Source organism: Streptomyces sp. SP17BM10 (assembly GCF_036322405.1).
In the GTDB taxonomy this organism is placed as follows: Bacteria; Actinomycetota; Actinomycetes; order Streptomycetales; family Streptomycetaceae; genus Kitasatospora.
On the sequence record NZ_JAQYXB010000684.1, the window covers coordinates 276,384 to 297,150 of the forward strand.

The following is a 20,767-nucleotide window of genomic DNA, read 5'->3' on the forward strand; positions in this document are numbered from 1 at the left end:
TCGGACCAAGGGGTGCCCGCGACGGACGGCCAAGGTGTGCGGGGGTCTATTCCCCTACCGCTCCCAGGGCCTCACCGACCCGGTCCGCTGTCACTCTCAAGCTTTGAGTGCTAACGCCAATGATTAGCACTCCGGGTGGTCGAGTGCAAGCCCAATCGCCAAGCCGGGGGCCGCCGCGGGAACGCCGACGGGCCCGTGCGACGCGTGTCGCACGGGCCCGTCGAGAAGCGAGTGGTCGTCAGCCGTGGGCCGCGCCGAGCTCCTGGAGCCGGAAGGGGTCAGACCGCGCGGACCATGTCCGCCTGCGGGCCCTTCTGTCCCTGGGAGATCTCGAACTCGACCCGCTGGCCCTCCTCGAGGGTGCGGTAGCCGTCCATCTGGATCGCGCTGTAGTGGACGAAGACGTCCGCACCACCGTCGACCGCGATGAAGCCGTAGCCCTTCTCCGCGTTGAACCACTTGACGGTGCCCTGAGCCATTCCGAACTCCCCTAGTGCTGTGCTGACCCTTCACGGTCCCGCAGGTCGCGGGCCCGGGTTGGTTTGAAGGCCGGCCCGGGGAACCCCCCCTGGGCGCAGCCGTGCACGCCGCGACCAACCGCCCCGAACGACATCCGGTGGGCGGGTGATTGCGTCGACCGCGGCTGAATGTATCCGGATCGACGCCCTCTGCAACAGGGTCCTCCGCGGTGAATTCCGGGTCCGCGTCAAGGGACAGGCCGGGCCGAATCGGAAGGAACTCCGCAATTCGCGCCGGACATAGCGGACGGAATGCGCAAATCCCCTGGTGAATTCTGACATCCGCGTGACACGTTTCCCGGCCCGGTCCCCGGGCGGTCTCAACGGACGGACGGCGGAGCGGCGGTTCGCACGGGGAGGGGGAGGGGGACCCCTGTTCCCGGCCGAGCGACACTCTACTCCCACTCGACCGGGAAACATTCCCGCCGAAATGCGAGCGGCCGCCCCCGCGCACGGAATGCGGAATTCCGTGCGCGGGGGCGGCCGGTCGGCGCGGGGCGCGGCTCAGCAGCCGCCGGCCACCGCCGGAATGATCGAGACGCTGGCGCCGTCCTTGATCTCGGTCGCGAGGCCCTCGGCGAATCGCACGTCGTCGTCGTTCACGTACACGTTCACGAAACGGCGCAGCTTGCCGGTGTCGTCCAGGATGCGCGCGGAGATGCCCGCGTGGTTCTTCTCCAGGTCGGCGATGACATCGCCCAGGGTCCCGCCGTCGGCGGTGACCTCGGCGGCCCCGCCGGTGTAGGTGCGCAGGATGGTGGGGATGCGGACGGTGGCGCTCATGGGTGGCTCTCCTCGTGGGGGGAATCAGGCGGACGCGAGGCCGGCGCTGCGGAAGGACTCCAGCGTCGGGCGGATGACCGCGGTCATCCCCGCATCGGCGACGGCGTCCAGGGTCTTGAGGCCGTCACCGGTGTTGATCGCGACGGTCTCCTTGGCCGGATCCAGCTGCCCGGTCTCGACCAGCTTCTTGAGCACGCCGACGGTCACCCCGCCCGCGGTCTCGGCGAAGATGCCCTCGGTGCGGGCCAGCAGCCGGATGGCGGCCACCACCTCGGCGTCGGTGACGTCCTCGACCGCGCCGCCGGTGCGCCGCGCGATGTCCAGCACGTACGGGCCGTCCGCCGGGTTGCCGATCGCCAGCGACTTGGCGATGGTGTCCGGCTTCACCGGCTTGATCACGTCCCGGCCGGCCTTGAAGGCCGCGGAGACCGGCGAGCAGCCCGCGGCCTGGGCGCCGAAGACCTTGTACGGCCGGTCCTCGACCAGTCCGAGCCTGATCAGCTCCTGCAGGCCCTTGTCGATCTTCGTGAGCTGCGAGCCCGAGGCGATCGGGATGACGATCTGCTCCGGCAGCCGCCAGCCGAGCTGCTCGCAGATCTCGTACGCGAGCGTCTTGGAGCCCTCGCCGTAGTACGGGCGGAGGTTGACGTTGACGAAGCCCCAGCCCTCGCCAGCCGGGTCGCCGATCAGCTCCGAGCAGAAGCGGTTCACGTCGTCGTAGTTGCCCTCGATGCCGACCAGTTCGCCGCCGTACACCCCGGCCATGACGACCTTGCCCTGCTCCAGGTCGTGCGGGATGAACACGCACGAGCGGAACCCGGCCCTGGCCGCCGCGGCGCCGACCGCGCCGGCCAGGTTGCCGGTCGACGAGCAGGACAGCGTGGTGTAGCCGAAGGCGCGCGCGGCCTCGATGGCGCAGGCCACCACGCGGTCCTTGAACGAGTGCGTGGGGTTGCCCGAGTCGTCCTTCACGTGCAGCGGGGCCGTGAAGCCCAGCTCCCGCCCGAGGTTGTCCGCCTTGACCAGCGGGGTCCAGCCCGGGTTCAGGTTCGGCTTGGAGGCGACGTCGGCGGGCACCGGCAGCAGCGGCGCGTAACGCCAGATCGACGCGGGCCCGGCCTCGATCCGCTTGCGCAGCTCCTCGGCGGCCTCACCACCGAACTCGTACGCGATCTCCAGCGGCCCGAAGCACTCCAGGCAGGCGAAGCTCGGACCGAGCGGGAAGCGGGTGCCGCACTCCCGACAGGACAGGGCGGTGGCGGGGCCGAGATCCACGGATGCGGGTGCGGCGTCGAACGCGGATGTCGCGGTGATAGCCATGATGGCGGAGGCCTCTCTCCTCATCTTCCCCGGGGTGCGGGCGCACCACGGGCCGGAATTGGCACCTGTCCCGCCGGGGCCTGGTGGCCGGCCGCGCGAGAAGGTTGCCGGGACGTCAACGGGCCGTTCCCTCAGTCCCTCTGGATGAGCATGTGAAGTTGTCGTCAGCGGCGACCCCGGCGTGCGAAGGTCCGACCGCTGTACGAAGACTGTATCCGAAGGCGCCGGGCCCGAAAGGGGCCGTCCGCCACGCGAGATGGCCCGTTCCACCCCGATCCGCCGAGGAGAGTCCCGTGCCCGCCGAACCGATCCCCGCACTCCTCCCGCAGGCGGCCTCCTGGCTGGGCCGCCGCTCGTGGAGCGCGGCCGACCGGCCGGTCGACACCCTCCTCGCGGCCAAGCGCCGCACCGGCCACACCGTCAGCGTCGTCCTGCCCGCCCTCGACGAGGCGGCCACCGTCGGCGACATCGTCCGCACGATCCGGCGCGAGCTGATGGAGCGCCTCCCCCTGGTCGACGAACTCGTCGTCGTCGACTCGGGGTCGGCCGACGACACCGCCGCCGTGGCCGCCGCGGCCGGCGCCCGGGTCGTGCCGCGCGACGAGATCCTGCCCCGGCTGCCCGCCGTGCCCGGCAAGGGCGAGGTGCTGTGGCGCTCGCTGCTGGTCACCCGGGGCGACATCGTCTGCTTCGTCGACGCGGACCTGCGCGAGTTCGACCCCGCCTTCGTCTCCGGCACCGTCGGCCCGCTGCTCACCGAGCCGGACATCCAGCTGGTCAAGGCCATGTACGACCGCCCGCTCGAAGTCAGGGGCTCCGCCGGCGACCCGGACGCCGTCTTCCCGGCCGGCGGCGGCCGGGTGACCGAGCTCGTCGCCCGTCCCCTCCTCAACCTGCACTGGCCGGAACTCGCCGGTTTCGTCCAGCCGCTGGGCGGCGAGTACGCGGCCCGCCGCGCACTGCTCGAACGGCTCCCGTTCCCCACCGGCTACGGCGTCGAGCTCGGCCTCCTGGTCGACGCGCTGGACCTGGTCGGGCTCGACGCCCTGGCCCAGGTGGACGTCGGCGTCCGCCACCACCGCCACCAGGACGGCCAGGCCCTCGGCCGGATGGCCGCCACCATCTACCGCACCGCGCTCGAACGCCTCGACCGCGCCCACCGGCTCAAGGCCTCGGCCGACCTCGTCCACCCGCTGCTCACCCAGTTCACCCGCGACCCGGAGACCCGCGCGTTCACCGGCCACACCCACCCCGTGACGGCCCTGGAACGCCCCCCGATGCACACCGTCCCCGAGTACGCGACCCGCCACTGAAACGTTTGCCGACCCGGACCCCCGGCAACGTACCAACCATGGGCGATCTCACGACCGAACGTTCGAGCGCGACCGTGCTGGTGGCTTCCAACCGCGGACCGGTCTCCTTCGGCACCGCGGACGACGGCACGCTGACCCTCAAACGCGGCGGTGGGGGCCTGGTCTCCGGCCTCTCCGCGATCGACGACCCGAACGCCGTCTGGGTGTGCGCCGCCCTGGGCGACGCGGACCGCCGGGCCGCCCGGGAAGCCCCGTACGGGCGCCTCGACCTGGCCGGCCACGACGTCGGCGGACAGGCCGTCCGGATGCTGGACATCGACCCGGAGACCTTCGCCCGCGCCTACAACGGCGTCGCCAACTCGACCCTCTGGTTCGTCAACCACCTGCTCTACGCCACGCCCACCGCCCCCGTCTTCGACGCCGGCTTCCGCACCGAGTGGGCCGCCTACGAGACGTACAACCGCGCCTTCGCGGACGCCCTCGCGGCCGAGGCCGCCCCGAACGCCGCCGTCCTGGTGCAGGACTACCACCTGTCCCTCACCCCGGCCCTGCTCCGCGCGGCCCGCCCCGACCTGCGCATCGGCCACTTCTCCCACACCCCGTGGGCCCCGCCCGAGTACTTCCGCCTCCTCCCGGACGACGTGGCCAGGGCCGTCCTCATCGGCATCCTCGGCGCCGACCGGGCGGGCTTCCTCACCGAACGCTGGGCCCGGGCCTTCGCCGCCTGCTGCGAGGAGATCCTGCACGCGACCGTCGACCACGACGCCCTCACCGTCACCTTCCCCCAGCCGTCGGCCGGGGGCACCCCCATCGACCACACGACCCAGCTGGGCGTTCACGCCCTGGGCGCCGACGCCGACTTCCTGCGAGAGCGCGCCCACCGCCCCGACGTCGACGAGCGCCTCGCCGCCCTGCGCGAGGCCGTGGGCGACCGACGCACGATCGTCCGGGTCGACCGCACCGAACTGAGCAAGAACATCGTCCGGGGCCTGCTCGCCTACCGCCACCTCCTGCGCACGCGCCCGGAGTGGCACGACCGCGTGGTGCACATCGCCTTCGCCTACCCGTCCCGGACCGACCTGGCCGAATACCGGAACTACACCGCCCAGGTCCAGGAGCTCGCCGAAGCGATCGGCACCGAATTCGCCACCCCCACCTGGCAGCCGCTGATCCTGCACGTCGACGACGACTTCCCGCGCTCGCTCGCCGCCTACCGGCTGGCCGACGTCGCCCTGGTGAACCCCATCCGGGACGGCATGAACCTGGTGGCCAAGGAAGTCCCGGTGGTCTCCGACAACGGCTGCGCGCTCGTCCTGTCCCGCGAGGCCGGCGCCCACAGCGAACTGGCCGAGGACGCGATCAGCGTGAACCCGTACGACGTCATCGAGACGGCCGACGCCCTCCACGCGGGTCTCACCATGCCCGACGAGGAGCGCGCCGACCGCACCAAGCGCCTGGCCGCGGCGGCCACCGCGCTCCCGCCCCAGCAGTGGTTCCTGGACCAGCTCAACGCGCTCTGATCGCCCCGCCCAGATCCGTCAGCAGTTCCACCACGCCCGCCGGCCCGGGCACCACCAGGTCAGCCCGGTCGGCGAGCTCCCGCACCGGCTCGTCCCCCACGGCGCCGCTGCACACGAGAAGACCCGCGAGGCCCTCCCCGCGCAGCTTCTCGACGGCGGCGAAGGCCGCGATGTCCCCCAAATCATCCCCCGCATAGAGCACGACCCGAGCTCCGACCTCCCTCAGGAACCCGGTCAACGCGGCGCCCTTGTCCACGCCCGGAGGCCGGAGCTCGAAAACCAGCCGCCCGGGCTCCACCACCAGCCCGTGCTCCGCCGCCAGACCGGCGACCGGCCCGCGGAGCGACTCCAGCGCCTCCTGCGGCACCTCCGTACGCCGCGTGTGCACGGCCAGCGAGCGCCCCTTGTCCTCGACCCACGTCCCCTCGGGCGCCCCCACCGAGGCCAACACCCCGGGCAGGGCCTCCCGCACCGCGGCCACCCCCGGATGCACGTCGGGCGCCGAGAGCTCACCCGCCTCCCAACGCTCGGCCCCGTAATGCCCGAGCACCACGACACCGGGAAGACCGGCCAACCCCCCGTACTCGACAGCGAGAGCAGCCGGCCGCCCGGTGACGACGACAACGGCCTTCACCCGCGCCGCCAGAGCCTCCAGCGCCCCCCGCACCCCCGGATGCGCCCGAGCCCGCGAGGGATCCGAGACGATCGGCGCGAGAGTCCCGTCGAAGTCCAGAGCGACCACAGCGTCACCGGGCGCGGCGAGGATCCCCCGAACCCCGTCCCGCCCGGCCTCGGTCACCGGCACCCACTTCTCATCAAAGCCCATGCCGTCCCCCTACCCCCAACCCGCACGGACCCACCCACCCCGGAGCCGACCCTCACCGAGCCGCGCGCCGCGCATCCCTCACCCGCCGCAACCGGTTCACCAGCACCGGCGCGTGCGCCAAAGCCTCCGGCCGGTCCAGCAGCGCGTTCAGCACCTGGTAGTACCGGGTGCTGGAGATCCCCAGCTCCTCCCGGATCGCCCGCTCCTTGGCCCCCGCCGTACGCCACTGACGCCCTTCGAGCTCCAGCACCGCCCGGTCCCGCTCGCTCAGCTCACCCACGATGACACCTCCCACGACCTACGACGTGTCATTGTCGGACGCCCTCAGGACACACTCTGCGCCCTCCCCCGCCCGAGCGCCCCGACTAACGTCCTCGTCATGATCGAGTCGAGCTTCACCGTCCACGTCCCCGACGCCGACCTGGCCCCCGAGGCCCTGGACCCCGCGCAGATCGTCGAGGGCACCCCGGTGGTCACCGGAAGGGTCCTGCACGAGTCCGCCGACGGCCGGCAGCTGCGCGGCATCTGGCAGATCACTCCGGGGGTGGTCACGGACACCGAGGCCGACGAGATGTTCGTGGTGCTGAGCGGCCGGGCCACCATCGAGATCGACGGCGGCCCGACGCTGCACGTCGGCCCGGGCGACTGCGCCGTCCTCCGATCCGGGGACCGCACCACCTGGACCGTCCACGAGACCCTCAGGAAGGCGTACGCGATCACGCTCCCCTGAAGACGGCCCCGGCCCGGCCTCACTTCCGAAGCCGGGCCGCTTCCTTGACCGCGGCGTCCTGCAGCCCGGTGAGCACCTGCTTCGGGTCGCCGGTGACGGCGTCGCCGATCCCGGCCTTGATCCGGTTGCTCACGTCCGCCCAGGCCGGGTCGCCGAACGGGTAGAAGCTGGCGTTGGTCAGCCCGGTGGCGAACTGCCTGAGGTCCGCGTGCTTCGGGTCCGAGGACATCTGGCCGAAGGCGTCCTGGGTCACCGGCAGGAGGTTGTACCGCTCGTCGAACTTGAGCTGGTTCTCCCGCATGAAGACGAAGGACAGGAACTTCTTGATCTGGTCCTTGTGCCCGTTGGCCTTGAAGGCCATCATCCAGTCCGCGACGCCGAGGCTTCCGGTCTTGCCGAGGCCGTCCTTCCTGGGGATCGGGGCCGTCCCGAAGTCGACGTTCCCGGCGGTGGCCATCCGCAGCAGCGTCGGGTGGCCGTTGAGCATGGCGACCTTCCCGGACGCGAAGTCCTGGAACACCGGGGTGCGGTTCATCTTGCCCGGCTCGGGGTAGGTCAGCCCGGTGCTCACGAGGTTGCTCTTGAGCCAGCTGAAGGTGGCCTGGTTCTGGGCGCTGTCGATCGTGTAGTTGCCGACGTCGTCGGAGAGCAGGCCGCCGCCGCTCAGCGTCCACAGCATGGACTCGGCCGGTGCCTCCTCGGGCCCGAGCGGGAGGCCGTACGGGGTGACGCCGGGCGCCTTGGCCTTGATCTTCTCGGCGTCCTGCCGCAGTTCGCTCCAGGTGGCCGGCGGCTGGCTGATTCCGGCCTGCTTGAAGAGCGCCTTGTTGTAGAAGAGCACGCGCGAGGAGGAGACGAAGGGAATCCCGTACTGCGTGCCGAGCACCTGCCCGGCGTGGGCGAAGGAGTCCATGAACTTGGACTGGGTGTCCAGCGAGAGCACGTCCGCCGCCGGGTACAGTCGGCCCGCCGCGACCTGGTCGGCGAAGCCGCCGGTCTGCAGGAGGTCGGGCGACTTGCCGGACGAGATCAGGTCGTCGACCTTCCTGCCGATGTCGGTCCAGCTCTCGACGTCGACGTCGACCTTGATGCCGGGGTTCTGCGCCTCGAAGCCGCGCACGACCTCGTCCCAGTACAGCTTGGAGCCGGTGTCGGCGTTCTCGCCGTAGTCTGCGGCGACCAGCCGGATGGTGACGGGCCCGTCGCCCTGCCCGCCGCAGGCGCTGACCGCGGAGAGCACCAGGGCTCCGGCCAGTGCGGTGCCGAGCACACGGGTGGGAACGTGGGCGCGCCTGTTCAACGCGGGTACCGCCTTCGGGGGGAGAAATGCGACCGGAGGGGTAATTCCGGCAGGGGGGAGGCGCAACACTGCCAAACCGACCCCACAGTGGTCCATACCTCTGCCCTGTGTCCGGCAAGTAGTTATCGAAGTGCGGACGTCATTGCACGATGCGCAACGAATCCACCTGCCCACCGCTGTCCGGATCCCACCCGTCCGTCCCCACAAAGCCCCGCACACCGCCTGCTTCTGCGACAAAGCTCACCCCACATGGACCAGACCAATCCGACAACTGGACTAGACCTCTTCGACCCGGCCAAGGGAAACTGTCCCCCGTGAAGCACGTCATCGCACTCGATGTAGGCGGCACCGGCATGAAGGCCGCGCTGCTCGCCCAGGACGGCTCCGTGCTGTTCGAGGCACGCCGACCGACCGGGCGGGAGCACGGCACGGACGCCGTCGTCGCCGCCATCCTCGACTTCGCCGCCGACCTGGCAACCGTCGGCCGCGACCGCTTCGGCGTCGCTCCGCTCGCGGCCGGCGTGGCCGTGCCCGGCACGATCGACGAGAAGAACGGCATCGCGGTCTACTCCGCCAACCTCGGCTGGCGCGACCTGCCGCTGCGCAAGCTCCTCGGCGAGCGCCTCGCGACCCCGGCGCCCGCACCCGGCGGCAGCGCAGGCCGCGCAGGCGGCACCGACAGCGCCCCGATCCCCGTCGCCCTCGGCCACGACGTGCGCTCCGGCGGCCTCGCCGAGGGCCGGATCGGCGCCGGCCGGGGCGTCGACCGCTTCCTGTTCATCGCGCTGGGCACGGGCATCGCCGGGGCCATCGGCATCGACGGCCGGATCGAGGCCGGAGCCCACGGCTACGGCGGCGAGATCGGCCACGTCGTGGTGCGCCCGGGCGGCCCGCAGTGCGGCTGCGGCGCCCGCGGCTGCCTGGAGACGCTGGCCTCGGCCTCCGCCGTCTCCCGGGCCTGGGCCGCGGCCAGCGGCGACCCCGACGCCGACGCGGCATCCTGCGCCGCCGCGGTGGACGCCGGGGACGACCGCGCGCTCGCGCTCTGGCAGGGCGCCGTCGACGCCCTGGCGGACGGCATCGTGCTCGCCCAGAGCCTGCTCGACCCCTCCACGGTGATCGTCGGCGGCGGGCTGGCCGAGGCCGGCGACACGCTCTTCACCCCGCTGCGGGCGGCCATCACCGAGCGCCTGACCTTCCAGATGCCCCCGGAGGTCGTCCCGGCGATGCTGAAGGACACCGCGGCGTCGCTGGGAGCCGGTCTCCTCGCCTGGGACCTGCTCGCCGAAACCCACCCCCCGCGCCCGTGAGGGGGCTCCCCACCCGGTCCCCGAGGCCTCATGCTCGGCAAGCGGGAGCACCCGGACCGGCCCGCACGCACAGGCCGGCGAGGCCCCCGCGCCCTCACGGCCCCCGGACGCCGACCGCCGCCCGGGGCCGGGTCACCGACCACAGCGGCCTGCCCGCGCCCAGCGCATTCGAGAACCCGGGACGCCCGTCCCGACAGATGGAGGTGACCGCGTGACTGCCGCGGAGCGTGACCGTACCGCACTGGCCGGCGCCCGGCTGGTCCTGCCCGGCGGGGTGGTCGAGGGCGATCGGATCGCCGTCGAGGGCGCGAGGATCGCCGCCATCACGGGTGGGGCGGGTGGCGGCGGGGCCGAGCCGGGTGACCTCGACCTGACCGGGCACACCGTGGTCCCGGGCTTCGTCGACCTGCACGTCCACGGCGGCGGCGGAGCCTCCTACGCCTCCGGCATCGCCGAAGAGGCCCTGCTCGCCGCCCGCACCCACCTCGAACACGGCACCACGACCACGATCGCCTCGACCGTCACCGGCGAGATCGACGAGGTCGCCCGTCAGGCGGCCGTCCTCTCCGAACTCGTCGAGGACGGCGTGCTCGCCGGCATCCACTTCGAGGGCCCCTTCATCTCCCGCAACCGCTGCGGCGCCCACCGCCCCGACCTGCTGCGCGACCCGGACCCGGCGCTGGTGCGCAAACTCGTCGACGCCGCCCGCGGCCACGCCAGGATGGTCACCCTCGCCCCCGAACTCCCCGGCGGCCTCGACTCCGTACGGATGCTCGCCGACCTCGGCATCATCGCCGCCGTCGGCCACACCGACTCCGACTACCCCACCACGCTCGAAGCCATCGAGGCCGGCGCGAGCGTCGCCACCCACCTGTTCAACGCGATGCCGGCGATCGCCCACCGCGCCCCCGGCCCCATCGTCGCCCTGCTGGAAGACGAACGCGTCACCGTCGAACTCATCAACGACGGCGTCCACCTGCACCCGTCCGTCCTCGACCTCGCCTACGGCACCGCCGGCGCCGAACGCGTCGCCCTGATCACCGACGCCATGGGCGCCGCCGGCATGGGCGACGGCCTCTACCCCCTCGGCCCGCTCCAGGTCGAGGTCACGGACGGCGTGGCCCGGCTGGTCGAGGGCGGTTCGATCGCCGGCTCGACGCTCACCCTGGACGTCGCGTTCAAGCGCTCGGTCACCGTCAACGGCCTGACGCTCGGCCAGGCCGTCCAGTCGCTGTGCACGACGCCGGCCCGGCTGCTCGGTCTCTCGGACTCGGTCGGCTCGCTCGAAACCGGCAAGTACGCCGACCTGGTCGTGCTCGACTCCGCCACCCACGACCTCGTCGCGGTCATGCGCCGCGGCGAGTGGGTCGTCGGCGGTGACCGGTTCACCACCGTCAAGCCGGCCTGACCGGACCCGCCTGACGGAACGCCGACGGCCGCCCTCCCCGACACCGGGGACGGGCGGCCGCTCGCGTACGGGCACGGACCAGAGCGTCGTCAGCCGGTCAGCTGCTCGGCTCCACCGTGATCTGGTCGACCAGGATCGGCCCGCCGGACGGCACGGTCATCGTGATGGTGTTCGCACCGGCCTGGAGCTGCGGCAGTATCCAGGTGGAGTACCACGAGGACGCCGGGTCCTTGCCGGGCGAGTAGTTCTTGAAGGCCAGTCCGCTCGGCCAGTCCTTGCCGTTGACCGAGGCCGCACCCCGCACGTCACCGCCGGCGTTGTTGAAGTGCACGGTCAGCTTGTAGGTGCCGGCCGCGGCCACCTCACCGGTCCAGCTCACCGAACCGCCCGGCTGGAGCGTCAGGTAGCCGCCGTCCGCGGACTTGGCGCCCTTGACGGCGTTTCCGGAGGGCGCGTTCTGGGCCTGGAGCTGACCCGCGTCCACCGTCACCGGGCCGCCGGCGGCGGAGGCGCTCGGGGAGGCCGAGGCGGAGGAGCTCCCGGACGGGGTGCCGGAGCCGGTCGTGCTGGGCGCCGCCGAGGCGGTGACCTGCTGGCCGCCCTTGGCGGTCTTCTTGTCGTCGCCCGGGTCGCCGGTGGACAGCGCGATCCCGGCGCCGATCGCGATCGCCGCGACCACCGCGACCGCACCGATCACCGCTCCCTTGCTCCGGCCGCTGCTGCCCTGGCGGTCGTCACCGGGCTGCGGGCGGGAGTGCTCGGCGTAGCGGGTCTGCTGGGTGGGCACGCTGCCGTAGTCGGGCTGCTGCCCGTACTGCTGCGGGTACGGCTGGCCGGGGGCCTGGTGCTGGGCCCCTCCCTGCTGGAAGTACTGCGGCTGCTGCGGCGCGCGCGGAGGGTAGGGCTGCTGCTGCCCGTACTGGGCGCGGCCGACCTCCATCGGGCGGCTGTACGGCGTGCGCGGCACGCCCTGCTGCGGCTCGGCCGACTGCCCGGAGGAACCGTCGGCCGGGCGGTAGAGGTAGCCGAAGGGGTCGTCTTCCTGTGGGGCACCGCCCCCCGGGCCCTCGGGCGCTCCGTTGTTGCCGGCGGTCGTCACGGTGGTCAACTCCCCCATCGTTCGCGCCACCGGGCTGGAGGGCCCCCGGCGCAGGTCATGGACGCTCTCGTCACCGGGGAACCCTACCTGCCCGACGCGGCCGCCCGGAACGAGGGCTTGACAACCCGCCGGTGACCTGGGCCGCTGCGGGCCGGGTTCAGCCCGCCCTGCGGTGCGAGCGCTCGCCCCTGGCCCCGCGCACGGCGCCGCCCCTGGCCCGCTTCTCGTCGTACATCCGCTCGTCCGCCGTGTGCAGGACTTCCTCGATGCTCATCCCGCAGCCGGCCCAGCCGATTCCGAGGCTCACGCCCACCCGCATCGCCCGTCCGTCGATCCGCATCGGCGGGATGATGGCGTTGCGCAGCCGGTGGGCGAGGTCCTTGGCCTCCTCGCGGCCGATGCCGTCGGCCAGCACCACGAACTCGTCGCCGCCGAGCCGGGCCACCGTGTCGCCGTCCCGCACCGCCTGGCTCAGCCGCCGCGCGACCTCGACCAGGACGGCGTCGCCCGCGTTGTGGCCGAACCGGTCGTTGATGGACTTGAAACCGTCGAGATCGCAGAAGAGCACCGCGAGCCCCTTGTCCACCACCGCGCCGCCGCCCGCGCCGGGGCGCAACGCGCCGGACCACGCCTCCGTGCCCGGTCCGTACTCGGCCGGGACCACCGCGTGCACGTGCTCCGGGTAGCCGGTACCGAACCCGGCGGCCCCGTAGCCCGCCGCCTCGTACCCCGCGACGTCGTACCCCGTGGTCTCGTACCCGACCGGCAGAGCCCCGTCCGCCGTCCCGAAGCCCGCCGTCCCGAACCCCGTCGTCCCGAGTCCCGCGGAACCGACCCCCGTGGCCCCGAGCCCGGCCGCACCGACCCCCGCCGCCCCGAGCCCCGCCGGCAGGCTCTCGTCCGGCGCGCCGTAGGTGTGCACCGCCCCGGCGTACGGCTCGGCCCCCTCCAGCCCGTCGTACGCGGTGTGCGCGCTGTAGGAGTCGGCCTGGTAGCCGCCGTACGGCTGTGGGAAGGCCGCCTCCGCGGGGCCCGCGACCGCGCCGACGGTCTGCGGCTCGGCGCACAGTCGGCGGGCCAGCCGGGCCTTCAGCTCGGCGCCGTTGGGCAGGCCGGTGAGCGCGTCGTGGCTGGCCCGGTGGGCGAGCTGGAGCTCGTGGCGCTTGCGGTCCTCGATGTCCTCGACGTGGGTGAGCAGGAAGCTGGGGCCCTCGGCGGCGTCCGCCACGACCGAGTTGCGCAGGCACACCCACTGGTAGCCGCCGTCCCGCCGGGAGAGCCGGAGCTCGGCCCGCCCGCTCTCCGCGCTGGTGCGCTCCAGCAGGGCGCGGTCGTCGGGGTGGACGAGATCGACGAAGCTCTGCTGGCGCAGCACCGCGCGTGGTCGGCCGAGCAGACGGCAGAGCGCGTCGTTGACCCTGGTCAGCTGGCCGCGCCCGGGGCCGCACAGTTCCGTGATGGCCATGCCGCTCGGTGCGTACTCGAAGGCCTGGCGGAAGCTTTCCTCGCTCGCCCGCAGGGCCTGCTGCTCCTTCTCCAGGCGGGCCAGCGCGCGCTGCATCTCGGCCCGCAGGCGGGCGTTGCCGATCGCGATCGAGGCCTGGAGCGAGAACATCTCCAGCGCCTCGCGGGTCCAGGCGCCGGGCCGTTTGCCGCTGCGCGGGCGGTCCACGGACAGGACGCCGAGCAGGTCGCCGCCGGCGCTGTACATGGGGGCGAGCAGTCCGTCGGCCGGGTGCCAGTCGTTGGCGTAGACGGGCATCGGGCCGTCCCCGATCCAGCGCGGGATGTCGCTGGCGACGGCCCAGCCGCGGTCGTACGGCAGGAAGCGCAGCGTGCCCCAGTGGTCGCTGACGCCGAGCAGCCGGTCCCAGGACTCGCGGGAGCCGACCTGGCCGAGCAGCACGGAGGGGCCGCCCATGGCGCTCTCCTCCAGCTCCCAGACGGCCGCCACCACGAGGTCGCCGTCGGGCCGCACCAGGCTCACCGCGGCGGCGTCGAATCCGAGCCCGTGGACCGCACCCTCGACGACGGCCTGCAGCGTGCCCGCCAGGCTGCGGGCAGCGTTGAGGTCCGCCACGACCCGGTGCAAGGTGCGGAGGGTCGCGAGACGGACGTACGGCTCCGACTCGGCTTCCATGCGGGGGCTCCCCGGCTGCTTCGGATAGTTCTTGATTGGTTATCGTCCGATTGCCAGAAGAACTGAATCACAGGGAGCACAGCGTTCGGCACGCTCGGTCAGCAATAGGCCGCCACTTGTGACTTAAATCACACGACACTAATGCGCCCTTAATCAGCTCATCCGTCCCATAGCGGGACATAAAGCGCTATCGGAACATTTATCGTGGTCGACCGCATTGCCCGCGCGCTGAAGCCGCCTCTCGCCCGGCAGGCCCTTTGCTTCACCCCTGGGGGTGAGTGCGGACGCCGGTCCCGGCCCTCACCCTGCGCCGGTGGTCCTACGACCACGGCCCGATGTCGCGACCCGCGGCCGCCAGCTACCGTGCGGTACGTGTACCCGTCCCCGCAGCCCGAAGCTGCCGCCCACGCCACGCCCGACGAGTTCCGGGCCGCACTCTCCCAGCTCGCCGCCGGGGTGAGCCTGGTGACCGTCCACGACCCCGAGGACGGCGAGGACATCGGCATGACCGCCACGTCCTTCCTGTCCGTGTCGCTGGAGCCGCCGCTGGTGCTGATCTCGGTCCGCGAGGACTCCCGGATGGACGAGGTCCTCGCCCGCGTGGACACCTGGGCGGTCTCGGTGCTGACCGAGGACCAGAAGACGACCGGCTCGCGCTTCGCCATGAAGGGCCGGCTCAGCGACCGGCTGCTGTTCGCCGACACCCCGCACCACCGCGGCCCGGTCACCGGTGCCCCGCTGATCGAGGGCGCGCTGGCCACCGTCGAGTGCCGCACCGAACAGCGGATACCCGCGGGCGACCACACACTGCTGATCGGCCGCGTCCTGGAGGCCGTCGTCCCCGACCCCGGCGGCCGGCCCCTGCTCTACTTCCGCGGCGGCTACCGCACGCTCGGCTGAGCCAGCGCGGCGACGCCCCCCGGGGGACGGCCACCCCCGAAGGCGACTACTCCGAGCGCGGCGAGCGCCGCCCCTCCTTCAGCTCGGAGCGGTGCCGCTTGCTGTACAGCCGCCGCTCGACCATCCCGCGGCTGGGCCTCGTCGCCCGGCGGGTCTTCGGCGGCGGCGCACAGGCCTCGGTCAGCACCGCGGCCAGCCGGGCCGCGGCCGCCTCCCGGTTGCGCCACTGCGAGCGGAACTCAGAGGCCTGGACCACCAGCACCCGGCCGTCCACCAGCCGGCCCGCCAGCCGCTCCAGGGCGCGCTCGCGCCACACCTCGGGAAGCGCCTTCGACGCGGCCACGTCGTAGCGCAGCTCGACCTTGCTGTCGGAGGTGTTCACGTGCTGGCCACCGGGGCCGGAGGAACGGGAGAAGCGCCAGACGAGCTCGGCGTCGGGGACGACCACCGACCCCCGTACGCGGATGGGCTCGGGCATGCGCCCATCATCCCGCGCCCGGCCCGCCCGGTCACCCGGTTATCCGGCACGCCTCCCGAGCCACGACAATGGCGGTGTGATCGAGCTCGGCTACTCCCTCTCCAACCGCTTCCCCGACCCCCCGCAGACCGACTACCGCACCGCCTCCGTGCACGCCCTGCGGTACGACCTCTTCTGCGGCGACGTCTACCTGGACGCCGAGGGCGCGGAGCTCTCGACCGCCTGGGGCTGGGTCCCCGTGCTCGACTTCGCGTGGGCGCTGTGCGACATCGCCGAGGAGCTGGACCGCGACCCGGCCGGCGGCCGGGCCGCCCGCGTCCAGAGCGCCGACCTCGACTTCACCCAGAACACCGAGCTGCTGCGCTTCGCCCGCCGCTTCAACTGGGTCGAGGTCAGCGCCACCTGGCTGCCCGACGAGCCGCCCGCGGTGGTGCGCCACGGCGACCTGCGCCGCGAGGCGCGGGACTTCCTCCAGGACACCCTCGCCGACCTGTTCGACATGCACCCCGACCTGGCCGACAACCCCACCATCTGGTCGCTCCAGGGCCGATTCCGGCGGATCTGATTCCGGCATTGCCCGCGCTTTGCCCGAATTTGACATGCTCGCGGAATGAGCGGACGCCATGGAACCAATCCGCCGGACGTTCGCGTTGTCCCGGGAAAAGCGAACGAAGGGACAGCAATCACCATGCCAGTGAGCCTCTCCAAGGGCGGCAACGTCTCGCTGACCAAGGAGGCCCCCGGCCTGTCCGCGGTCTCCGTCGGCCTGGGCTGGGACGTCCGCACCACCACCGGCGCCGAATTCGACCTCGACGCCAGCGCCATCGTCCTGAACGCGGACGGCAAGGTGCTGTCCAACGGCCACTTCGTCTTCTTCAACAACACCAGCACGCCGGACAACTCCGTCGTGCACACCGGTGACAACCGCACCGGCGAGGGCGCGGGCGACGACGAGTCGATCAACGTCAACCTGGCCGCCCTGCCCGCCGACGCCGCGCGGATCACCTTCCCGGTCACCATCTACGACGGCGTCGCCCGCGGCCAGAACTTCGGCCAGGTCCGCAACGCCTACATCCGCGTGGTGAACGCGGCCGGCGGCGCCGAGCTCGCCCGCTACGACCTCTCCGAGGACGCCGCGACCGAGACCGCGATGATCTTCGGCGAGCTCTACCGCAACAACGGCGAGTGGAAGTTCCGCGCCGTCGGCCAGGGCTACGCCTCGGGCCTGGCCGGCATCGCCCAGGACTTCGGCGTCCAGATCTGACGCCGGGGCCGGGGCCCCGAAACGCCGCGGCGCGGAACACCGGTCGGTCCGGTGTTCCGCGCCGCGGTCGCGTTCGAGGGGCGTGAGCGCGGGGCGTCAGCGCGAGGCGCGCAGCTCCGGGAGCTGGATCAGCTCCGTCTCCTCCTCCGGCGTCAGGTCGACGACGGTCGGCTCGGCCTGCTCCGGCGCGGCGCCCGCGGCGTCGCGGGCCCCACGGGCCTCCTGCGCCTCCTGGGCCTCGGCCAGCGCCTTCTCGGCCACCGCCTCGTCGCCCACCACGTCCGCCAGGTCCGTCCGCTCGTTCAGCTCGGCGACGCTGCCGACCGACGGCGCCGGGGCCGCCGCCCGCACCGCGGCACCCGGGCTGCGGCCGAAGAAGCTGAAGCCCTGTCCGCGCGCCTGCCCGGACTGCCCCGGGCGGGGACGCTGCCGCTCGGCCGGCACCGCGGGCGCGGCCGGCGCACCGCCCAGCTGGCCCACCGTGGCGGTGAGCACGGGCCGCACCGGAGCCGCCTTCACCGGGGTCGCCGCCGGAGCCTGCTGCGGCGCCTGAGCCGGGGTCGGGACGGACGGGGCCACCGGGGCCGGCACCGCGGGGACGGGCACGGCGGAAACCTGATTCGCGGGCGCCGGGGCCTGCGTGACCCGCGTCGAGGCGACCGGAGCCGTCCGCGCCCGCAGCGCGACCTCCGCGCCCGCCGAGCGCTCGCGCTGCTCCTCCTGGGCCCGCGCGCGCCGCTCCAGCAGCCGCAGCACGGCGGCTGCGCGGACGAACGCGGCCGGGCTGGCCGGGTACTTCGGACGGCTCGCGGCCAGCGCCCGCTGGGCCGCCTCGGCCTCCTTGAGCGCCTGCTCGGCGACCATCACGGCCCGCTCGCGCAGCAGGCGGGCGATCTCGGTCTCGGCCTTCGCCAGGCGCGACTTCTCCGCGGTCAGCCGCCGCCCGAACCGGGTGGCCCGCTCCTCCGCGACCTCGGCCGCGTACTCGGCCTCGGCGAGCTGCTCCTCGAAGCGCTCCTCGGCCCGCAGCCGCTGCGCGACGGACGTCTCGGCCGCGGCCCGGGCCGCCTTGTCGCGCTGCTTCAGCAGGACCGCGAAACCGAGCGTCGCGGAGACCGCCGCGACACCCACCGAGCGGACCAGGATGGTGTCCTGACTGAAGAGCAGAGCGGCCAGAGCGGCGACGAGGAGCACGCCGGCAGCGGTGGGGGGAAAGACCCGGCCGAGGACGGAGGAATGACGGTGGCGTCCGCGAGACATGCCAAGAAACTAGCGTGCGAATTGGGGCCGTGTCAGCCCAGGGTCCGCTTTGACCCTTGACACTGTGCAAGATTTACCGCACGTGCCCGGCACTTCACTCAAGATCACGACACCTGCGCAGCTCAGTGGTGCGAGGCCGCCGGACCCCCCGGGTCGTCGTGGTTCTCCGGCAGCTTGCACACGTGCTGGAGCCAGAGCGCCGTCGCGATCACCGCGGCGCCCGCGAGCACCGCGAGGCCGGCCGTCACGGCCTGGTCCTTGCGCGCCGACACGTCCAGCTCGCCGAGCAGGTAGATGCCCGCCCCCGCGTAGATGCCGGTGACCACGGCCGACACGAGCGCGCTGGCCTGCCCGAGCACCACGGCCCGGGCGGCGAGCAGCGGATCGACCCGCTTCGCGCCGGGGTGCCGCTCCCGCACCGCCTTCAGCCGGCCCCGCAGCGAGATCGTGGTCGCCAGGAGGATCACCGCCACCGCGGCCAGCACCACCGGCGCCGCCGCCGGCACGGCCGGCAGGGTGTCCAGGGAGGCCCACAGCTTGGCGCCGGCCCAGGACAGCGCCGTCGTTGCGGCGGTGATGCCGATCAGCAGGCGGAGGCGAAGCAGCTTCACGCGGAGGAGGTCCTTCCCGGGGTACCAGAGACGGCCGCCCGGGAGCCCGGTGCGGCGGCGCCAGGCCACCGTACCGGGCCCGGCCGGGCGGACACCCGCACGGACGGCGGACACCTACTCGGACGGCCGGGCCCGCACCCGAGTTCCCCGGCCACCGGGCCCCCGAACCGCTACTCCGGCAGCGTCAGGCGGATGTCGTCCCGCCGGCGCACGCCCTGCGCGTCCGGGCCGCCGAGCTTCTCCAGCAGGACGGAGACCTGCCCGTACCCGGGCACCTCGGCGTCGGGCTGGGCGTCCAGCCACGGCGCCAGCACGAAGGCCCGCTCGTGCGAGCGCGGGTGCGGCAGCAGCAGCTGCGGGTCGTCGCTGACGACGCCCTCGTACGCCAGGATGTCGACGTCCAGGGTGCGCGGGCCCCAGCGGACGGTCCGCACGCGCCCGAAGGCGTCCTCGATCGCGTTGCCGCGCTCCAGCAGGTCGCGCGGCGGCAGCGAGGTCCGCAGCACGACGACCGCGTTGTAGTAGGTGGGCTGCTCGTCCGGCCCGCCGACGGCCTCGGTCTCGTAGACCGCGGAGACGGCCTTGATCCGCAGCCCGGGGGTGTCGGCGAGGGCGTCCACGGCACCCTGCAGGGTGTCCAGCCGGTTGCCCAGGTTGCTGCCGAGGGCGACCACCGCGCAGCGCTGGCTGTGCAGGGTCGTGTCGGCCGAGTCCACCCGGCTCTCCAGGTCGAACGTGCTCGGCGAGGCGGTCGGGTCGCTGGTGCTCATGCGCCCGCCCCGCTTCGCCCGGCAGGAGCACTCGCCCACGCGCGCCTTTCCATGATTCGCTCGCTTGGCTCGCTCATGTGAACTTCCTCTGCATCGGATACCGGGCGCACGGCTGTGGTCATGCGCGCGTCCGGTGGATGGTCACGGTCACGTCGTCGAACGGCACGGTGATCGGGGCGTCCGGCTTGTGGACGGTCACCTCGACCTCCTCCACCGCGTCGTGCTTGAGGCACTGGTCGGCGATGCGCTGCGCCAGGGTCTCGATCAGGTCGACCGGCTCCCCGGCGATGATCGCGGTGACCTCCTCGGCCACGATCCCGTAGTGCGCCGTGCGGGTCAGGTCGTCGCCGGACGCGGCGGGGCGGGTGTCCAGGTACAGCACGAGGTCGACCACGAAGGTCTGGCCCTCGACGCGCTCTCGCTCGAAGACGCCGTGGTGGCCCCGGGCTCGCAGACCCCGCAGGGTGACGCGGTCCAGCAAACGAATCACTGCTCCCAGTCGGACGGGCCCCGCCCGAGGAAGAGGCACGGACGAGCAGGGCGAAGGCGGGCGGCCGGCCCGCCACTCCGTTTCGAATCTACCTGCGGGCACAGACAACGTCTGACCGTCCTACCCGGCACGAACCGTCGCCACGCACGCCGATTCGGCGATTGACGTGAACGTTCGGTGACCACTTCGAAATTCCCGGGCGACGCTCCGGCGGCGATTTCCCGCGGTCCGCCGGTTCAGTCCTCGTCGTCCTCGTCTCCGCTGGTCAGCACGGGCGAACCGTGGTGCGACCAGAGTTTCCACCCGGCCGGGGTTCGCCGGAAGAGATTCGTCGAGACGACCTTTCCGCCGACCAGCGGACCGAGTTCTCCCTCCTCCTCGGCCTCACCACCGGACAGGATGTTCTCGGTGCACGTGACAAGGGCCACATCACCGTGCACCTCGGCCTCGACATCGGTCAGGAAGAACTGGATGTACTCGGTGTTCATCATGATCAGCATGTACGACCGGGTCACCTGGGCCCGGCCGCGCAGCACCGGCCAGCCCGGGTGCACGCACACCACGCCGCCCTTGTCATCGGCGTCCGCCGCGCCCAGCCAGGCGTCCTCGACCGCTTCCAGGTCCCCGCGCTCCAGCGCCTCGTAGAGCGCCCGGTTCGCCGCGAGCACGGCCTCCACGTCCGCCTCGCGCGCCCGTCCCGCCGCGGCCCCGCTCAACCTGCCGTCAC

The 20,767-nt window shown here is 72.8% G+C and carries 22 protein-coding genes and 1 riboswitch; of the genes, 8 read left to right on the forward strand and 14 right to left on the reverse strand.

Annotated elements, in window-relative coordinates; all coding sequences use genetic code 11:
• Nucleotides 1-278: 278 nt before the first annotated feature.
• The 3 genes from PUR71_RS40365 to thrC all read right to left on the reverse strand — a co-directional run bounded on the left by PUR71_RS40365 (nucleotide 279) and on the right by thrC (nucleotide 2,621).
• Complete coding sequence (locus PUR71_RS40365) at nucleotides 279-479, reverse strand: cold-shock protein (RefSeq protein ID WP_153461112.1); 201 nt, start codon at nucleotides 477-479, stop codon at nucleotides 279-281.
• 543 nt (nucleotides 480-1,022) lie between these two features.
• Nucleotides 1,023-1,301, reverse strand: coding sequence for a ubiquitin-like small modifier protein 1 (locus tag PUR71_RS40370; protein WP_329932282.1), 279 nt, complete (start codon nucleotides 1,299-1,301; stop codon nucleotides 1,023-1,025).
• Nucleotides 1,302-1,325: 24 nt separating this feature from the next.
• Complete coding sequence (thrC, locus tag PUR71_RS40375) at nucleotides 1,326-2,621, reverse strand: threonine synthase (RefSeq protein ID WP_329932283.1); 1,296 nt, start codon at nucleotides 2,619-2,621, stop codon at nucleotides 1,326-1,328.
• 17 nt (nucleotides 2,622-2,638) lie between these two features.
• Nucleotides 2,639-2,772: riboswitch (SAM riboswitch) on the reverse strand.
• Between the two features lie 142 nt (nucleotides 2,773-2,914).
• Here thrC and PUR71_RS40380 point away from each other — a divergent pair.
• Nucleotides 2,915-3,934, forward strand: a complete 1,020-nt coding sequence (locus tag PUR71_RS40380) for a glucosyl-3-phosphoglycerate synthase (protein ID WP_329932284.1) — start codon at nucleotides 2,915-2,917, stop codon at nucleotides 3,932-3,934.
• Between the two features lie 38 nt (nucleotides 3,935-3,972).
• On the forward strand, nucleotides 3,973-5,454 hold the full coding sequence (locus PUR71_RS40385; RefSeq protein ID WP_329932285.1) for an alpha,alpha-trehalose-phosphate synthase (UDP-forming): 1,482 nt from the start codon (nucleotides 3,973-3,975) through the stop codon (nucleotides 5,452-5,454).
• Here PUR71_RS40385 and otsB read toward each other — a convergent pair.
• Nucleotides 5,441-6,280: a trehalose-phosphatase gene (gene otsB, locus PUR71_RS40390; RefSeq protein ID WP_329932286.1), complete on the reverse strand. Its 840-nt coding sequence runs from the start codon at nucleotides 6,278-6,280 to the stop codon at nucleotides 5,441-5,443. The two genes, PUR71_RS40385 and otsB, sit on opposite strands and share 14 nt — an antisense overlap.
• Nucleotides 6,281-6,332: 52 nt before the next feature.
• A complete protein-coding gene (locus PUR71_RS40395; protein ID WP_329932287.1) occupies nucleotides 6,333-6,560 on the reverse strand; it encodes a DUF3263 domain-containing protein in 228 nt (75 codons plus the stop codon).
• Nucleotides 6,561-6,659: 99 nt separating this feature from the next.
• Between PUR71_RS40395 and PUR71_RS40400 the strand changes: the two genes are divergently transcribed.
• Entirely contained in the window at nucleotides 6,660-7,010 is a 351-nt protein-coding gene (locus PUR71_RS40400; RefSeq protein WP_329932288.1) for a cupin domain-containing protein, read from the forward strand.
• A gap of 19 nt (nucleotides 7,011-7,029) precedes the next feature.
• Here PUR71_RS40400 and PUR71_RS40405 read toward each other — a convergent pair whose 3' ends face one another.
• Nucleotides 7,030-8,310: an extracellular solute-binding protein gene (locus tag PUR71_RS40405; protein WP_329932289.1), complete on the reverse strand. Its 1,281-nt coding sequence runs from the start codon at nucleotides 8,308-8,310 to the stop codon at nucleotides 7,030-7,032.
• Nucleotides 8,311-8,624: 314 nt separating this feature from the next.
• Here PUR71_RS40405 and PUR71_RS40410 point away from each other — a divergent pair, with 314 nt between their 5' ends.
• Together PUR71_RS40410 and nagA are read left to right on the forward strand one after the other, a co-directional pair.
• Nucleotides 8,625-9,620, forward strand: a complete 996-nt coding sequence (locus tag PUR71_RS40410; protein ID WP_329932290.1) for an ROK family protein — start codon at nucleotides 8,625-8,627, stop codon at nucleotides 9,618-9,620.
• A 211-nt stretch (nucleotides 9,621-9,831) separates the two neighbouring features.
• Entirely contained in the window at nucleotides 9,832-11,028 is a 1,197-nt protein-coding gene (gene nagA / locus PUR71_RS40415) for an N-acetylglucosamine-6-phosphate deacetylase (protein WP_329932291.1), read from the forward strand.
• A gap of 97 nt (nucleotides 11,029-11,125) precedes the next feature.
• On the opposite strand, the gene PUR71_RS40420 is transcribed toward nagA, so the two are convergent.
• Together PUR71_RS40420 and PUR71_RS40425 are read right to left on the reverse strand one after the other, a co-directional pair.
• A complete protein-coding gene (locus PUR71_RS40420) occupies nucleotides 11,126-12,136 on the reverse strand; it encodes a hypothetical protein (RefSeq protein WP_329932292.1) in 1,011 nt (336 codons plus the stop codon).
• Between the two features lie 148 nt (nucleotides 12,137-12,284).
• A complete protein-coding gene (locus PUR71_RS40425; RefSeq protein ID WP_329932293.1) occupies nucleotides 12,285-14,267 on the reverse strand; it encodes a diguanylate cyclase domain-containing protein in 1,983 nt (660 codons plus the stop codon).
• A gap of 363 nt (nucleotides 14,268-14,630) precedes the next feature.
• Between PUR71_RS40425 and PUR71_RS40430 the strand changes: the two genes are divergently transcribed.
• On the forward strand, nucleotides 14,631-15,167 hold the full coding sequence (locus PUR71_RS40430) for a flavin reductase family protein (RefSeq protein WP_443077753.1): 537 nt from the start codon (nucleotides 14,631-14,633) through the stop codon (nucleotides 15,165-15,167).
• 46 nt (nucleotides 15,168-15,213) lie between these two features.
• On the opposite strand, the gene arfB is transcribed toward PUR71_RS40430, so the two are convergent.
• On the reverse strand, nucleotides 15,214-15,645 hold the full coding sequence (gene arfB / locus PUR71_RS40435; protein ID WP_329932295.1) for an alternative ribosome rescue aminoacyl-tRNA hydrolase ArfB: 432 nt from the start codon (nucleotides 15,643-15,645) through the stop codon (nucleotides 15,214-15,216).
• A 76-nt stretch (nucleotides 15,646-15,721) separates the two neighbouring features.
• Here arfB and PUR71_RS40440 point away from each other — a divergent pair, with 76 nt between their 5' ends.
• Both PUR71_RS40440 and PUR71_RS40445 read left to right on the forward strand, forming a co-directional pair.
• The gene (locus PUR71_RS40440) at nucleotides 15,722-16,210 is read left to right on the forward strand and encodes a hypothetical protein (protein WP_329932296.1); all 489 of its coding nucleotides are present in this window, start codon (nucleotides 15,722-15,724) and stop codon (nucleotides 16,208-16,210) included.
• A gap of 123 nt (nucleotides 16,211-16,333) precedes the next feature.
• Nucleotides 16,334-16,909: a TerD family protein gene (locus tag PUR71_RS40445; protein ID WP_329932297.1), complete on the forward strand. Its 576-nt coding sequence runs from the start codon at nucleotides 16,334-16,336 to the stop codon at nucleotides 16,907-16,909.
• A gap of 96 nt (nucleotides 16,910-17,005) precedes the next feature.
• Here the strand turns inward: PUR71_RS40445 and PUR71_RS40450 are convergent, their stop codons facing one another.
• From PUR71_RS40450 to PUR71_RS40470, 5 genes are all read right to left on the reverse strand, one after another.
• Nucleotides 17,006-18,169: a hypothetical protein gene (locus PUR71_RS40450; RefSeq protein ID WP_329932298.1), complete on the reverse strand. Its 1,164-nt coding sequence runs from the start codon at nucleotides 18,167-18,169 to the stop codon at nucleotides 17,006-17,008.
• 122 nt (nucleotides 18,170-18,291) lie between these two features.
• Nucleotides 18,292-18,780, reverse strand: coding sequence for a DUF3180 domain-containing protein (locus PUR71_RS40455; protein WP_329932299.1), 489 nt, complete (start codon nucleotides 18,778-18,780; stop codon nucleotides 18,292-18,294).
• 170 nt (nucleotides 18,781-18,950) lie between these two features.
• Nucleotides 18,951-19,550: a 2-amino-4-hydroxy-6-hydroxymethyldihydropteridine diphosphokinase gene (gene folK, locus PUR71_RS40460; protein WP_329932300.1), complete on the reverse strand. Its 600-nt coding sequence runs from the start codon at nucleotides 19,548-19,550 to the stop codon at nucleotides 18,951-18,953.
• Between the two features lie 118 nt (nucleotides 19,551-19,668).
• Nucleotides 19,669-20,028: a dihydroneopterin aldolase gene (folB, locus tag PUR71_RS40465; RefSeq protein WP_329932371.1), complete on the reverse strand. Its 360-nt coding sequence runs from the start codon at nucleotides 20,026-20,028 to the stop codon at nucleotides 19,669-19,671.
• A gap of 248 nt (nucleotides 20,029-20,276) precedes the next feature.
• Nucleotides 20,277-20,717: a nuclear transport factor 2 family protein gene (locus tag PUR71_RS40470; protein ID WP_329932301.1), complete on the reverse strand. Its 441-nt coding sequence runs from the start codon at nucleotides 20,715-20,717 to the stop codon at nucleotides 20,277-20,279.
• Nucleotides 20,718-20,767: the final 50 nt, after the last annotated feature.